General features: G+C 32.0%; 15 protein-coding genes. 8 read left to right on the top strand and 7 right to left on the bottom strand.

What is annotated here, in order from left to right:
• Positions 1-34 precede the first annotated feature (34 nt).
• The 3 genes from ACWA1B_RS08720 (at position 35) to ACWA1B_RS08710 (ending at position 2543) form a co-directional block, all read left to right on the top strand.
• Positions 35-631, top strand: coding sequence for a hypothetical protein (locus tag ACWA1B_RS08720; protein WP_456905984.1), 597 nt, complete (start codon positions 35-37; stop codon positions 629-631).
• A gap of 108 nt (positions 632-739) precedes the next feature.
• Positions 740-1048 (top strand): hypothetical protein, encoded by a 309-nt coding sequence (locus ACWA1B_RS08715; RefSeq protein ID WP_456905982.1) that lies wholly within the window; start codon positions 740-742, stop codon positions 1046-1048.
• Positions 1049-1340: 292 nt separating this feature from the next.
• Positions 1341-2543: a hypothetical protein gene (locus ACWA1B_RS08710; RefSeq protein ID WP_456905980.1), complete on the top strand. Its 1203-nt coding sequence runs from the start codon at positions 1341-1343 to the stop codon at positions 2541-2543.
• A gap of 59 nt (positions 2544-2602) precedes the next feature.
• On the opposite strand, the gene ACWA1B_RS08705 is transcribed toward ACWA1B_RS08710, so the two are convergent.
• Positions 2603-2986: a flagellar motor protein MotB gene (locus tag ACWA1B_RS08705; RefSeq protein WP_456905978.1), complete on the bottom strand. Its 384-nt coding sequence runs from the start codon at positions 2984-2986 to the stop codon at positions 2603-2605.
• Positions 2987-3260: 274 nt separating this feature from the next.
• Between ACWA1B_RS08705 and ACWA1B_RS08700 the strand changes: the two genes are divergently transcribed.
• Positions 3261-3401 carry a hypothetical protein gene (locus ACWA1B_RS08700; RefSeq protein ID WP_456905976.1) on the top strand — a complete coding sequence of 47 codons (141 nt, stop codon included), beginning with the start codon at positions 3261-3263 and terminating at the stop codon, positions 3399-3401.
• A gap of 90 nt (positions 3402-3491) precedes the next feature.
• Here the strand turns inward: ACWA1B_RS08700 and ACWA1B_RS08695 are convergent, their stop codons facing one another.
• The 4 genes from ACWA1B_RS08695 to ACWA1B_RS08680 form a co-directional block, all read right to left on the bottom strand.
• Positions 3492-3878, bottom strand: coding sequence for a secretion protein (locus ACWA1B_RS08695; RefSeq protein WP_456905974.1), 387 nt, complete (start codon positions 3876-3878; stop codon positions 3492-3494).
• A 374-nt stretch (positions 3879-4252) separates the two neighbouring features.
• Positions 4253-4660: a DUF3244 domain-containing protein gene (locus ACWA1B_RS08690; protein ID WP_456905972.1), complete on the bottom strand. Its 408-nt coding sequence runs from the start codon at positions 4658-4660 to the stop codon at positions 4253-4255.
• 366 nt (positions 4661-5026) lie between these two features.
• Positions 5027-5428, bottom strand: coding sequence for a T9SS type A sorting domain-containing protein (locus tag ACWA1B_RS08685; RefSeq protein WP_456905970.1), 402 nt, complete (start codon positions 5426-5428; stop codon positions 5027-5029).
• Positions 5429-5894: 466 nt separating this feature from the next.
• The gene (locus ACWA1B_RS08680) at positions 5895-6296 is read right to left on the bottom strand and encodes a T9SS type A sorting domain-containing protein (protein ID WP_456905968.1); all 402 of its coding nucleotides are present in this window, start codon (positions 6294-6296) and stop codon (positions 5895-5897) included.
• A 450-nt stretch (positions 6297-6746) separates the two neighbouring features.
• On the opposite strand from ACWA1B_RS08680, the gene ACWA1B_RS08675 reads away from it, so the two are divergent.
• The 3 genes from ACWA1B_RS08675 (at position 6747) to ACWA1B_RS08665 (ending at position 9269) form a co-directional block, all read left to right on the top strand.
• Positions 6747-7619 carry an AraC family transcriptional regulator gene (locus tag ACWA1B_RS08675; RefSeq protein WP_142449630.1) on the top strand — a complete coding sequence of 291 codons (873 nt, stop codon included), beginning with the start codon at positions 6747-6749 and terminating at the stop codon, positions 7617-7619.
• A gap of 184 nt (positions 7620-7803) precedes the next feature.
• Complete coding sequence (locus tag ACWA1B_RS08670; RefSeq protein WP_142449629.1) at positions 7804-8673, top strand: alpha/beta hydrolase; 870 nt, start codon at positions 7804-7806, stop codon at positions 8671-8673.
• Positions 8674-8759: 86 nt separating this feature from the next.
• A complete protein-coding gene (locus ACWA1B_RS08665; RefSeq protein ID WP_456905965.1) occupies positions 8760-9269 on the top strand; it encodes a hypothetical protein in 510 nt (169 codons plus the stop codon).
• A 66-nt stretch (positions 9270-9335) separates the two neighbouring features.
• Here ACWA1B_RS08665 and ACWA1B_RS08660 read toward each other — a convergent pair whose 3' ends face one another.
• Positions 9336-10313, bottom strand: a complete 978-nt coding sequence (locus tag ACWA1B_RS08660; protein ID WP_456905963.1) for a TerC family protein — start codon at positions 10311-10313, stop codon at positions 9336-9338.
• Positions 10314-10539: 226 nt separating this feature from the next.
• Positions 10540-11556 carry a glutamine synthetase beta-grasp domain-containing protein gene (locus ACWA1B_RS08655; RefSeq protein ID WP_456905961.1) on the bottom strand — a complete coding sequence of 339 codons (1017 nt, stop codon included), beginning with the start codon at positions 11554-11556 and terminating at the stop codon, positions 10540-10542.
• A gap of 427 nt (positions 11557-11983) precedes the next feature.
• On the opposite strand from ACWA1B_RS08655, the gene ACWA1B_RS08650 reads away from it, so the two are divergent.
• Complete coding sequence (locus tag ACWA1B_RS08650) at positions 11984-14173, top strand: glutamine synthetase III family protein (protein ID WP_456905959.1); 2190 nt, start codon at positions 11984-11986, stop codon at positions 14171-14173.
• Positions 14174-14232 lie beyond the last annotated feature (59 nt).

The following is a 14232-nucleotide window of genomic DNA, read 5'->3' as shown; positions in this document are numbered from 1 at the left end:
AGAGAAGAAATTTCTAAAATGGAAACTCATTTTTATGAAAATAGTATTAGAAAATAAAGGCATTAAAACAGATACTTATTATATACCACCTTTTACTTTGTATGAAGGTGAAATAATCGTTTTGTTCTTATACAATGGAATGCATTTTTATGATACAGAAATGTATCTTAAAGATATTTTTTGCGGGATTATAAAACATGAAAATGTTACGGTAAATAGAAAAATGTCTTTTGTTGATTTTTTTAAAGAGTCAAAATTTAGGGACATTTTTTTTCCTGCAACCGTTAACAGATTTCTTAAAAAGGATGCAGATCTTACGAATCCTTTTCTTGTAAAATTGTTTGAAGACATATATGTTACAAGAAAGACCAAAATAAATAAACTGGGTGGAACTCAAAGAAAGCTACTAAATTTATATAAAACGTTTTCAAAAACAAAAGATATTGTCTTTGATGTAGCTGGTTTGGATCCTCATGGAGCTACGCTGACTTTTAAAATGGTAAATGAAGTTGTAAAAAATGGCGGTTCAGCCATTTTACTTGATGGTTTTGATGACATGAAAGAACATACTTCTAAATTTATAACCTTAGAATGGAATGATGGCAGTCTTCCGCTTCTGGGAAAAGGGTGAATTTACTTTTAATTGAGAAAAACTCGTGCTAACATCAGCAAAAAGAATAATATGATAAATAAAATATCTAAAGTTATCGTGATTTCGTTCTTTATTTGTCTTTCAGTCATGATTGTGAGATCTTATTATGTTGGATATAAAATAGACAATTATGGGCAGACAATTATAGGTAAATACGTTTCGCATAAAAGTTATCCAAAATCGCAAGAAAATTATTTTATTTATTATGTTAACTCTAAAAGAATAACAAATTATTCAACTGAAAATGTTTCACTCGAATTTAAGCAAAACATTGGCAAATTTTATAAAATGAAATATCTAGATGAATATCCAGAAGTAATTCATCCAATATTTGATGAAGAAGTTGTAGATACTACAGAAATATTAAATGCTGGATTTTCTAAGGAGGATTTATAAAGAATAGATATTGGATGCAAATTAAGTGAAGTTTTAAATAATTAGGTTTTTATCAATTAGCGCAAGCGTCTCGCTCGTGAACGCAAAAGCAATGCACGAGCGAGACGCTCACGCTAGCAAATGGCGTGCTCAGCGCACGAAGATTTCTCCTCCGTCGAAATGACAAGATTGTGGATGATTTAAATGGTTATAGGATTATTCCTTTGCTAGTGGAAAAAATATGCAAAAACTTTTAGATTTAATCACAAATAAAAACCTTTCAGAAACGAAAGGTTTTTTTAATTTTAGTGTCATGAAAAACACTATCTATTATATTCTCTTTCTTTTTGTTACGGTTTTTGGATATACCCAAAACAAGCAATCGTTACAAACAGGAGTTATTATCGATTCGGTGAAAATTGCAACAGCTCCAACAGAGTCGTACGCCATATATTTTCCAAAAAAATACGATGCTAAAACCCCAATGGCATTGGTTTTTATCTTTGATCCGGCGGCAAGAGGCAAAAAAGGAATTGAACCCTTTATTCTGGCCGCAGAAACGTATCATTATATTTTGGTTTGTTCTAATACTTTAAAAAATGGATTAGTCCAAAATAATATTACCATTGCCAATAGATTATTTGACGATGTATTGCAGACCTATGCTGTTGATACTTCACAGCTTTATATATCAGGTTTTTCGGGAGGTGCAAGATTAGCTAGTCTTTTTGGGATATCTACAGGAGCTTTTCAAGGCGTTATTGCTTGTGGCGCTTCTTTTAATGGCATGGACAAGTTTATAACTCCGTCAAATAATTTCTCCTATGTTGGTATGGTTGGAGATCGGGATATGAATTATCAGGAAATGATTGAAAATAGAGAATGGCTCGATAAAACGAAGATTGTAAATACACTTTTTGTTGCTCATGTGGGGCACGCTTGGCCTAAACCATCTGAAATGCTTCGCGCATTTGACTGGTTGGAAATTCAGGCGTATAGAAAAAATATAAGACCAAAGAACGATTCGATTATTAAAAGAATTTATGATGCCAATTTGCGAATTGCTGATAGTTTAAAGACGAATAAAGAAATGCTACTTTCTGTAAATGCCTATGAAAAAGGGATTACTTCTTTTAATATCAATGAAGACAATACTCTAAGAGCCAAGATTGCCGAAATCAAAAAATCCAAAGAGTATAAAGATGAAATAGCCAAAATGAAAGAAATAAAGGCTTTGGAAAACAAAATAATGGGTAAACTTTCGCTTCGCTTTGACCAGGAATTAAAATGGGCTAAAAGTACTTCTAATTTAAAGTTTTGGAAATCTGAAATAGAGGATTTGAGTATTATGAAATCAGATGACAAAAATCTTTTAGCGAAGAATATGGCGTTTAGAATATTAAATTGGTTTCAGATTATGGTTTATGAAACGGGGCAGGAATATAAAAGAAACCAAGAAAATGATAAGTTTGCCTATTGTCAGGAATTGTATAAAATTATTAAGGAAACAAATTAAATAAAAAACCTCTCATTACTGAGAGGCTTTTTTATGTTTTATGAAAATTCGAATAGTTCCTAAACTTTTTTCTTAACAACTTTAGATTTTCGCTTCAGCTTTTCAATGATAGCATCGGCTTTTTCGTTTTGACAAATAAATCTTAGCGATTCTGCGTATCTATAATAATAAACAGGTTCTAAGTCAGATGTCATGGCGAATAATTTATCATACCAATCGGCGGCCTTTTCTAGTTTATCATGTTGATAGGAGGAATCTCCCAATTTCTGGAATAAGTCTACAGATTTGTAGCCTTTTGCAGCGATTTTTTCGTAGGTTTTTATAACATCAACATAAGCATATTTGTCACTTACTTTGTCGGTTATATATACGGCTTCATTTTGAGCAGCGGCACGAAATGAAAAAACAATCAATACTACTAAAACAATAAGTTTTTTTTGCATAAGTATTAGTTTAAAAGATTGGTTTTGGTGGTCATTTTCATCAGCAATATTTTCATTTGTGTATTCTTAATTCGTTTTGCAAATATATCTAAATCAGTAATATAGCTAGTAATTGAGCCGATTTTTTTTTCCTTTTATCGATTTTTTAAGATTGAAGTAAGAAATAATTTATGTTTTTGACTCAGAAATTTTTATGCGCCATAAATATTTAGATAATTAATTTTAAGTTTATCCAAAATATATCGACTAACTTTATGATTATCAATTGATAATTATGATGACAATTCAGCAATATTTGGATAAAATAGATTTTTTGCAGAAAGAGGAAAGCAAAGTAGCGCTTTTTGAGAAAGATGATCTGGAAAGTATTGTTTTAATAATTTCCCCGATGCAGATTCCTTTTGGGATTTGGTAAAAATAGGAACGAGGATTAGAAAAACAGAAGAACAAAAAAAAGCAGCTCCTGGAACGAGCTGCTTTTAATTTTGTTGGGGACAAAAAGGGGTTAGCGACGGAAAGAAGGACTTTGGTTTACAGTTTCGTCTAACTTTACGGCCTTCACTTTTTTGGCTACAACTTTAATTTCGTGTTTTGCAATCTTGCCATTTTCAGTTACTTCTAGCACATAAGTTCCGGCTGGATGACCTTCTAAACTTATTGTTTTTGAAACTTCTAATTTGTTTGCAGCAGATTCACCTGCGTAAACTAAATTATGGTTTTCATCATAAATAGAAAAAGAAACATTTTCAACGGTGTCTAAAGTAAAGCTTATTACTTTTCCGTTTCCGGTAACTATATTCAAAATATAGTCTCCTGTTCCATTAAATGCGTAGGTAAAAATCGAGGTAAATAAAAAGGCGGCGATTAAGCCCATTCTGGTAAATTTTGTCATGTTTTTTTAAATTACTTTTTTAAAGATTAATACTAAATAGTGGCGTAGCAAAACTACGAAAGAAATTTAATTTTATGCAAAAAATAGCCGTTTTCAAACGGTTAAGTTGCTGAATTAAAGATGTTTCTATAATTTTCCTACAGTATTTACGAAAAAATGCCTTTTTTGGTTTTTTTTTGATGAATTTTTTTAAAAGTGTAGAAATCAGACTTTTAAAATTATTAGGAATTACTTTCCTAAATCGGAAAAATTATAAAATTCAGTACAGTTTAAAGCAAAAAAAAACAGCTCAATAACCACAAAGAGCTGTTTGTAAAACAATCACGTTTTTACTAACTATCTAACCTTATACTCTTATGAGAAGTATAAATTTTTTAGCGTACTGCTACGCTAGTATTTTGAGCAGCATAACCTGCTTTATAAACTGACGAAACTGCTTTTGTAGATAAAACCGAAGCTTCATCAGTAATTGTAATTTCGTGTCTCACTTTTTTTGTATTGTCTTCAACTTCTAAATAGTAAGTTCCTTCTGGAAACTCTTCTAAGCTAAAGGTTCTCAAGATTCCGTCTTTGCCCGAAGCACTTTCAGAATAAATCAATTCTCCATTTTTGTCGTAAATAGCCAGATTGGCTTTTTTTACCTGATTTAGAGCAAACGTGATCAGTTTTCCATTTCCTTTTAAAACGTGAACATTCAAATTGTCATTCCCGTCAATTGCAAAAGCATTGCTTGTTGCGAAAAATACTGCACATACTAAACTTAATTTTAAAATCTTTTTCATAATCTTAGTTATTAAATTAATAGTTCTAATTCTCTGATGTAAAATTACTTTCTCAATGGGTAATTCAGCACAACTCTATTTGCCAATTTCTATGCTATATTCTCATTTACGAAACCGTTATAGGTTAAAGTTTGAATTATATTTATCGTTTTTGCCAAATCGCCTATTATTTTTCAATGTTTTTCTTAATCTTAAAATAACGATTTCTTAATTAAAAGAGATAATTTTAATGAAAACAGAATTGCTTGGTTCAGAATATAATAGCATAAAAAAAGCAGCCCAATTTTATATAGAGCCGCTCTCATTTAGCTAAATTTTAGCTTGATATTATTCCCAATTTTTTTATACCTATATATACGTATAGGTTTAGCGTACCGCTACGCTAGAATCTTTAGCAAATCCTGCTTTGTAAACAGATGAAACTGCTTTTCTTGATAAAACTGATGCGTCGTCAGTAATAATGATTTCGTGTCTCACTTTTTTCACATTGTCTTCCACTTCTAAATAGTAAGTTCCTTCTGGGAATTCTTCTAAATTAAAAGTTCTTAAAATTCCTTCTTTACCTGAAGCATATTCAGAATAAATAAGTGATCCATCCTTGTCATAAATTGCAACATTTGCTTTTTTCACTTGATTAAGTGCAAACGTGATCAATTTACCATTTGTTTTTAATACATGAAGATTAAAATCTTCATTCCCGCCAATTGCAAAAGCGCTAAATCCTGTGAAAAGCACTGCACCTACTAAACTTAATTTTAAATTTTTCATAGCATTAGTTTTTTAATTAATAGATCTAATTATCTGATGCTAAATTACTTATGAAATAAAGATAATCACACAACTCTATTTGCCGATTTATGTGTTGTATTCTCATTTACGAAACCGTTATAGGTTAAATTTTGAATTTAATTTAACGTTTTTGTTAATTGGGTAATTATTTTTTAAAGTTCTCGTGATTTTGACTTTGCATTCAGTTAAGGACTTCTTTACAAAACTAAGTATGTTTAACCGCAAAGACGCAAAGGTCGCGCAAGGTTCGCAAAGTTTTAAAATAACTTTGCGAACCTTAGCGTTTTTTTCTTTGCGTCTTTGCGGTTAAGAAAAATCTGCAGTTAAGTAAAGAGCAAAAAAAAACAGCTCAATAACCACAAAGAGCTGTTTCTAAAACCTGACGGTTTTTAAACTTTACTAACTATCTAACCTCATTTTTATACTGTATTCGAGTATAAATTTTTTAGCGTACTGCTACGCTAGTATTTTTTGCAGCATCTTTATAAACAGATGAAATTGCTTTTGATGATAAAACTGTAGCATCATCAGTAATTGTAATTTCGTGTCTTACTTTTTTAGTGCTGTCTTCAACTTCTAAATAATAAGTTCCAGATGGAAATTCTTCTAAACTGAAAGTTCTTAAAATACCGTCTTTTCCAGATGCATTTTCAGAATATAATAAAGTACCTTCTTTATCATATATAGATAAGTTTGCTTTTTTAGTTTGGTTTAAAGCAAACGTGATAAGCTTTCCATTTCCTTTTAATACATGAAGACCAAATTCTCCATCACCATCAATTGCATATGTATTGAATCCTGATAATAATACTGCAACTACTAAGCTTAATTTTAAAATCGTTTTCATATTTCTGTATGTTTAAATTTTTAGTTCATTTTTCTGATGTAAAATTAGTTCAGTAGTTGCTTTTTTAGTACAACTCTATTTTCCAATTTATATGCTATATTCTCATTTACGAAACCGATATAGGTTAAAATTTGAATTATTTTAAGTGTTTTTGTTAATTCGGCTATTATTTTTTAATGTTTTGTAAAAATTGGAGTTTGTTAAAAAGTTCTGCTTTTCTTACAGAAATAGCATATTTGTATTAAAAGATGGTTTTAAATGTGATATCTAAAAAAAATCTGCAATAAAAAAACGAGACTCTAAAAAAATGGCCATTTTGACATAAAATCAGCAGCATTGTTTATCGGTTTTTTATGAAAAATTCGCAGTTACGAAACCGTTATAGGTTAAAATTTAAATTATTTTAGGTGTTTTTGTTAAATTTGCTATTATTTTTTAAAGATATATATCATGAAAACAGTCGCCCCAGCTCTTGAAGTGATATCAAACTCATACGGAAGTTCTTTTACCTACACCAAACATGCCGAAAAGACCAACAGTAAAGCCCATTTGTGGCATTATCATCCAGAAATTGAGTTGGTTTATATTAATGGAGGTGCGGGAAAAAGACAAATAGGAAGCCATGTTTCCTATTACACAAATGGAGATTTGATATTAATAGGTGCCAATTTGCCACATTGCGGTTTTACAAATGAACAAACGGGAAATAAAAAAGAAACCGTTATTCATATTAAACCGGAATTTTTAGCGAATGATTTTTTTGTAGCTCCCGAAATGAGAAGAGTGCAAAATATTATCAATCAATCAAAAACAGGAATTGCCTTTAATGGCGAAACCAAAAAACAAATAGGCAAAAAAATCGAAATGATGGAGCACCAGCTTCCTTTTGAGCGCTTGCTGACACTTTTGAGTATTTTAGATGAGTTAGAGTCATCAGATGAATATACGGTTTTAAATGCTGACGGATTTTCGTTGGAATTGCAGAATCAAGACAATGACCGAATGAATTTGATTTTTAATTTCGTAAAAGATCATTTTCAGGAATCGATTGCCATTGACGAGGTTTCGAATCTGGTTAGTATGACGACGCCATCGTTTTGTCGTTATTTTAAAAAGATTTCGAACAAAACTTTTACTGAATTTGTAAATGAATATCGTTTAGTACATGCTTCTAAACTTTTGGCCGAAAAGCAAATCAGTATTAATGAAGTTTGCTACGAAAGTGGTTTTAATAATTTCAGCCATTTCAGCAAATCATTCAAACAATACACAGGGAAAAGCGCCTCGCAATATCGTTTGGAACATAAAATAATAATTAGTTAATGCTTTTTTGCCACTGATTTTGCAGATTGAAATGATTAATCTTAAAAATCATTTAATCTTTGGTTGAAAAAATGCAATTACAATATTTCTCAAATCCGATTGGCAAAAGCTGGTCGGATTTTTCATATAATTTATTTTGAAAAAGGTATATTTACATTCCCTAATCAGAAAAAAATATATCAGAATGAAGAAATTTAAAATGCTGCTGTCTTTGTTTTTGCTTTGCTTGACTACAATGACATATGCGGCAAAAGTAGACACTTTGCAAGTTGCCAGTGCCGCTATGGGAAAGACCTATAAAGCTGCGGTAGTTTTACCAAATTCTTATGCAAAAAGCAAATCAACTTTTCCGGTTATGTATCTTTTACATGGCGCTTACGGACATTTTAGCGACTGGCTGAAAAATACGCCAAACAAAAAATTAGTTCAGACTTTATCGGATCAATACAATATGATTATTGTGATGCCTGAAGGCGAGGTTTTCAGTTTTTATTTGGATAGCCCAGTAAATAAAGAAAGCCAGTTTGAAACTTTTATAACGCAGGAAGTCATTCAGAAAGTAGATAAAACCTACCGAACCATCAGCAATAAAAGCGGAAGAGTAATTACCGGACTTTCAATGGGAGGTCACGGCGCTTTGTATCTTTCGGCAAAACATCCTGATTTGTTTTGTGCGGCAGGAAGTATGAGTGGAGCTGTAGATATGAGTACGATGCTTAATAGAGATTCGGCAGCTCAGGTTGTCAAATTAATGCAACCCGTTTTTGGCGATAAAAGCGGAAGTACCGAAATGTATGAGCAATATGCCGTTATGAATATGCTCGATAAAATAAAAGCAAACAAACTGCCGTTGATAATAGATTGTGGTGTTGATGATTTTTTAATTGAACCAAACAGAGAATTGCACCGAAGATTAGTTTATAACAAAGTTGACCACGATTATACTGAGCGTCCTGGCGCACATACTTGGGATTATTGGGAGAATTCACTGCCATATCATGCATTGTTTTTCAATAAAATATTCCTTAAAAACCAAACTGTTGCAAAAAAATAATTAGAAATTTTATTCCGAAACCCGTTTAACAAAATTTTTGGTTTGGTTTTTGGAATACCTTTATAAACTTTAAAAAATAAAATATTATGAAAAAGATACTTACCTTATTTGCCGTTGTTGGATTAATCGCATTTTCAAGCTGTGAAGGGCCAGAAGGGCCTCCGGGATTAGATGCTCCAATTCCTTACGTGTTTGAAACTACTAAAGATTTTACAGGTCCTAATAATTATAGTTTCGATACTTCATTGCAAGGAATGTTATCGGGTGATAATATTTTAGTGTATGAATTAGTTGGTACAAGTGGAGGGGATACTTGGGCGCTGTTACCTCAAATTTATTATTTTAATAATGGTTTAGAGACAGCTCAGTATAATTATACTTTTTCAAAAAGTAAAGTTACAATCTTTATTGATGGAAGTTTAAGTGATTTTTCTCAATTACCTGCAAGTTTTAGACTAGGTAAAACATTTAGAATTGTTATTATTCCTGGTGATGATGGAATCAATGCTAAAAAAGCAAAAGTTGATTATTCAGATTACAAAGCTGTAATTGCAAGATATAATATCGATGATAGCAATGTTAAAAAAGTGAACTAGTAAAAAGGAATAAAAAAAAGGAAATCGTAAGATTTCCTTTTTTTATGTATTGTATTTTATAAAATATTACTCTTGATCAGAAGAATCAGAATCAGTCAATAATTTTTCTTTTCCAAATTTAAGCGAAACTAAAATTCCAACTAAAAGTGAAAGGGCAATAAATCCTAAAGAAGCCCATTCTGGTACGTGAATCCAATCGTGCAGCAGCATTTTTAACCCTACGAAAGCTAAAATGGCAACTAAACTGTATTCCAAATAACTGAATTTCGCCAGCATATTTGCCAAAAAGAAATACATAGAACGCAATCCAAGAATAGCAAAAATATTAGAACTGAATACCAAAAACGGATCTGATGTAATCGCTAAAATCGCCGGAACGCTATCAACGGCAAATAAAACGTCCATCACTTCAATTACAATTAAAGCAACGAATAATGGAGTAGCAGCTTTTTTTCCTTTTTCAGTTAAAATAAAAAATTTCTCATGATCCATGTGAGAAGTTATCGGAATAACTTTTCCTAATGCTTTATAGATGAAAGAATCTTTTGGATGAAAATCTTCATCTTCCCCTGAAAACAGCATTTTTATAGCTGTAAAAATCAGGAATGCACCAAATAAATAAGTTGTCCAGGTAAATTGGTTAATCAGCATAACGCCAAAGAAAATCATCAATCCACGGAAAACAATCGCTCCTAATATTCCCCAAAACAATACACGATGCTGGTATTTTTGCGGAATTTTGAACGAAGCAAAGATTATCGCAATTACAAAAATATTATCAACACTTAGTGAAAGTTCAATTAAATAACCTGTAATAAATTTCATGGAAGCTACTGCAGGTTGCAATTTATCAGGGTTTGCAATATAATCGGTTGTATAAAGCCAATAGATTACTCCTGAAAACAAAAAAGAGAGTGTTACCCAAATCAACGTCCATTTGCTGGCTTCTTTGGTACTGATAATGTGAGGAGTTTTGTTAAAGACACCAAGGTCTAAAGCAAGAATAAAAACTACAGCAAGTAAAAAGAGAGACCAGACTATCATAACAATTTTTTTTAATGATTTACAAAGATAAGTTTTGAAGTTTAAATTAAAAATTAATTATAAGAAAGGTATTCTTAAAAGTTATAAATTTTAAGTTATGAGTTATGAGTTTTCTGATTGTAGATTTTTAAACTTTGACAAAGTTGATGTTTATAAAAAGAAAAGAGCATAAAAAAAGTGCCAACAATTACGATGGCACCTTTCAGGATTTATTTTAAGCTTTGAATTATAGCGCTGATTTAACAGTTTTGATAATTCTAGCAGCAATTTTGTATGGATCTCCGTTTGAAGCTGGTCTTCTGTCTTCCAACCATCCTTTCCATCCTTTTTGAACAGTCATCAAAGGAATTCTGATAGAACATCCTCTGTCTGAAACTCCATAAGAGAAATCGTGGATAGAAGCAGTTTCGTGCTTACCGGTTAAACGTTGTTCATTGTAAGCTCCGTAAACTGCGATGTGCTCAGCAGTAACAGGACGGAAAGCCTCACAAATTCTTTCGTAAGTAGCTTGATCTCCGCAAGTTCTCAAGACATTGTTAGAGAAGTTAGCGTGCATTCCAGAACCATTCCAGTCAGTATCTCCTAGAGGTTTTGGGTGATATTCAATATAGTAACCATATTTTTCAGTCAAACGATCTAATAAGTAACGAGCAACCCAGATTTCATCTCCAGCTTTTTTAGCTCCTTTAGCGAATAATTGGAATTCCCATTGTCCGCAAGCAACCTCTTGGTTGATTCCTTCAAAGTTGATTCCAGCAGCGATACATAAATCAGCGTGCTCTTCAACTAATTTTCTTCCGTGTGTGTTTTTTCCACCTACTGAACAGTAGTACATCCCTTGTGGAGCAGGGTATCCTCCAACTGGGAAACCAAGTGGAAGTTGAGTTTTAGTATCCATGATGAAATACTCTTGTTCGAATCCAAACCAAAAATCATCATCTTCATCATCAATTGTAGCTCTTCCGTTAGATGGGTGTGGAGTTCCGTCAGCATACATAACTTCAGACATTACTAACCATCCATTGATACGAGTTGGATCTGGATAAATTGCAACTGGAACTAAAAGACAGTCAGAAGAACCACCTTCAGCTTGTTTAGTTGATGAACCATCAAATGACCAATTTCCAAGTTCTTCTAATGTTCCTTTGAAATTTTCATGCTCTTCAACTTTAGTTTTACTTCTAAGATTTTGAGTTGGCTCGTATCCATCTAACCAAATGTACTCTAACTTAATTTTAGCCATAATAATATAAATTTATTTTTTTTGTTTTTTCGCTGGGTCAAATATAGATTTATTTTTTTACTCCTAAAAATTAGGGGGCTATTTTGTTTTGCGGAGTATAATTTTTTAGAGAAGCGTAATTTTCGTAGGGGTATATTTTTAAAAAAGCAATTTTTAACCACTATAAAAAATAAATTCGTAATAATTAAGGGCTATTTTTGATTTTTTGGGTTAAGAAATTATGAAAAAATGTTTATTTAATGGGGATTCTTGTGGTTTTTTGTTACATTTCTTGATTGTGTTTGTTTATTCTCTGAAAAAAGCATGATCTGTTGAGAAATTGTAGTTCAAAAATCTAAAATTTATATTCTAAACAGGGACTTTTATTGTTTATATTTGTTCCTCCTTTTTTTAATGAAAATTAGTACGAATTAAAACTTAACATACCATGTCAACATTACGTTTCCAAGCTTTACAAGAAGCTTCCAACAGAAAGCCAGTGCACTTTGAAGAAATTGATCGAAAATCAAATCTCTTCGGATCGAATGTGTTTAATGAAAAAGCAATGAAGCAGTATTTAACTTCGGATGCTTTTAAAGGAGTAAGAGATGCCATTCAGCATGGAACTAAAATAGAAAGAAAACTGGCCGATTATATCGCCATGGGAATGAAAGAGTGGGCATTGTCAAAAGGCGTTACACATTATACTCACTGGTTTCAGCCCTTGACAGGAACAACTGCCGAAAAACATGATGCCTTTTTTGAAACTTCATACGATGGAAGTGATCCTGTAGAAAAATTTGGCGGAGCCCAATTGGTACAACAAGAGCCAGACGCGTCAAGTTTCCCGAATGGCGGAATTAGAAATACTTTTGAAGCAAGAGGTTACACAGCCTGGGATCCAACTTCTCCGGCATTTATATATGGTACAACATTATGTATCCCAACTGTATTTATTGCATACACAGGTGAGGCTTTAGATAATAAGATACCTTTATTAAGAGCATTATCTGCCATTGACGAAGCGGCGACTGAAGTTTGTAAATATTTTGACAAAAACGTAAAAAAGGTAACAGCAACTTTAGGTTGGGAACAGGAATATTTTTTAATTGATAAAGCGTTGGCAAATTCTCGTCCTGACTTGGTAATGACCGGAAGAACATTATTAGGACATACTTCTGCAAAAGGTCAGCAGTTAGATGATCATTACTTTGGATCTATCCCAACACGTGCTCTTACTTATATGAGAGATTTGGAGCAGGAATGTATGTTATTAGGAATTCCGGTAAAAACGCGTCATAATGAGGTTGCGCCAAATCAATTTGAGTTGGCTCCAATTTTTGAAGAAACGAATTTAGCAGTTGATCACAACTCTTTATTAATGGACGTAATGCAAAGAGTTGCTGAGCGTCATGATTTTAAAGTGTTATTTCACGAAAAACCATTTAAAGGTGTAAACGGTTCTGGAAAACACAACAACTGGTCTTTGGCTACTGATACTGGAGTTAATTTATTGAGTCCGAGCAAAACGCCAATGAGTAATTTGCAATTCCTAACATTCTTTATTAATACTATTAAAGCTGTAAACGATTATGAAACTTTATTAAGAGCTTCGATTGCAACGGCAAGTAATGATCACAGGTTAGGAGCTAATGAGGCACCGCCAGCAATTATTTCGGTTTTTATTGGAGCACAATTGTCAAAAGTTTTATTAGAATTAGAAAGTGTAACAACCGGAAAACTTTCGCCTGAAGAAAAAACAGATCTTAAATTAAATGTTGTTGGTAAAATTCCAGACGTATTATTAGATAATACAGACAGAAACAGAACTTCACCATTTGCCTTTACAGGAAATAAATTTGAATTTAGAGCTGTTGGTTCTAATTCAAACTGTTCAAATGCAATGACGACTTTGAATGCTATTGTTGCCAAACAGTTAATTGACTTTAAAAATGAAGTAGAGAACCTGATTGAAAATAAGGACATGAAAAAAGACGATGCTATCTTCAATGTCTTAAGAGAATACATCAAACAATCTAAAAAAATTCTTTTTGAAGGCGATGGTTATAGCGATGCATGGGAAAAAGAAGCAGCAAAAAGAGGTTTGAGTAATTTCAAAACTACTCCAGAAGCTATTAAAGCTAAAGTTTCGAAGCAAGCTTTGGACTTATTTGAAGAACTAGGAATCTTTAATCATGTTGAGGCTGAAGCGCGTTATGAAATTGAATTAGAAGAATACACTAAAAAAATTCAGATTGAAGGAAGAGTTTTAGGAGATATTGCAAGAAATCACGTAATTCCAACTGCAATTCGTTACCAGAATACATTAATTGAAAATGTAAAAGGTTTAAAGGAAATTTTTGGAAAAGAATTTGAGACGATTGCAAAAGAACAAATTACTTTAATAAAAGAAATTTCTGGACATATTGAAGGAATTAATACTAAAGTATTAGCCATGACTAATGAAAGAAAGAAGGCTAATCAGCTTACTGATGCTCAAAAAATGGCTGAAGCGTATTGCAATAAAGTGAAACCTTATTTTGAAGATATTCGTAATCATTGCGATAAATTGGAATTATTAGTAGATGATGAGAGCTGGACTTTGACCAAGTACAGAGAATTATTGTTTACTAAATAACGTTTTCTAAACATTCAGTTAAAGCCCATCTTAAAAAAGATGGGTTTTTTTTTGTGTGT

Source organism: Flavobacterium xizangense, assembly GCF_054075145.1.
This window is presented reverse-complemented; position numbering and strand designations above follow the sequence as displayed.

Excerpts from the sequence above, each read along its gene's own strand:
- ACWA1B_RS08720 (WP_456905984.1), top strand. The coding sequence starts at position 35 with ATGAAAATAGTATTAGAAAATAAAGGCATTAAAACAGATACTTATTAT.
- ACWA1B_RS08715 (WP_456905982.1), top strand. The coding sequence starts at position 740 with ATGATTGTGAGATCTTATTATGTTGGATATAAAATAGACAATTATGGG.
- ACWA1B_RS08710 (WP_456905980.1), top strand. The coding sequence starts at position 1,341 with ATGAAAAACACTATCTATTATATTCTCTTTCTTTTTGTTACGGTTTTT.
- ACWA1B_RS08705 (WP_456905978.1), bottom strand. The coding sequence starts at position 2,986 with ATGCAAAAAAAACTTATTGTTTTAGTAGTATTGATTGTTTTTTCATTT.
- ACWA1B_RS08700 (WP_456905976.1), top strand. The coding sequence starts at position 3,261 with ATGATGACAATTCAGCAATATTTGGATAAAATAGATTTTTTGCAGAAA.
- ACWA1B_RS08695 (WP_456905974.1), bottom strand. The coding sequence starts at position 3,878 with ATGACAAAATTTACCAGAATGGGCTTAATCGCCGCCTTTTTATTTACC.
- ACWA1B_RS08690 (WP_456905972.1), bottom strand. The coding sequence starts at position 4,660 with ATGAAAAAGATTTTAAAATTAAGTTTAGTATGTGCAGTATTTTTCGCA.
- ACWA1B_RS08685 (WP_456905970.1), bottom strand. The coding sequence starts at position 5,428 with ATGAAAAATTTAAAATTAAGTTTAGTAGGTGCAGTGCTTTTCACAGGA.
- ACWA1B_RS08680 (WP_456905968.1), bottom strand. The coding sequence starts at position 6,296 with ATGAAAACGATTTTAAAATTAAGCTTAGTAGTTGCAGTATTATTATCA.
- ACWA1B_RS08675 (WP_142449630.1), top strand. The coding sequence starts at position 6,747 with ATGAAAACAGTCGCCCCAGCTCTTGAAGTGATATCAAACTCATACGGA.
- ACWA1B_RS08670 (WP_142449629.1), top strand. The coding sequence starts at position 7,804 with ATGAAGAAATTTAAAATGCTGCTGTCTTTGTTTTTGCTTTGCTTGACT.
- ACWA1B_RS08665 (WP_456905965.1), top strand. The coding sequence starts at position 8,760 with ATGAAAAAGATACTTACCTTATTTGCCGTTGTTGGATTAATCGCATTT.
- ACWA1B_RS08660 (WP_456905963.1), bottom strand. The coding sequence starts at position 10,313 with ATGATAGTCTGGTCTCTCTTTTTACTTGCTGTAGTTTTTATTCTTGCT.
- ACWA1B_RS08655 (WP_456905961.1), bottom strand. The coding sequence starts at position 11,556 with ATGGCTAAAATTAAGTTAGAGTACATTTGGTTAGATGGATACGAGCCA.
- ACWA1B_RS08650 (WP_456905959.1), top strand. The coding sequence starts at position 11,984 with ATGTCAACATTACGTTTCCAAGCTTTACAAGAAGCTTCCAACAGAAAG.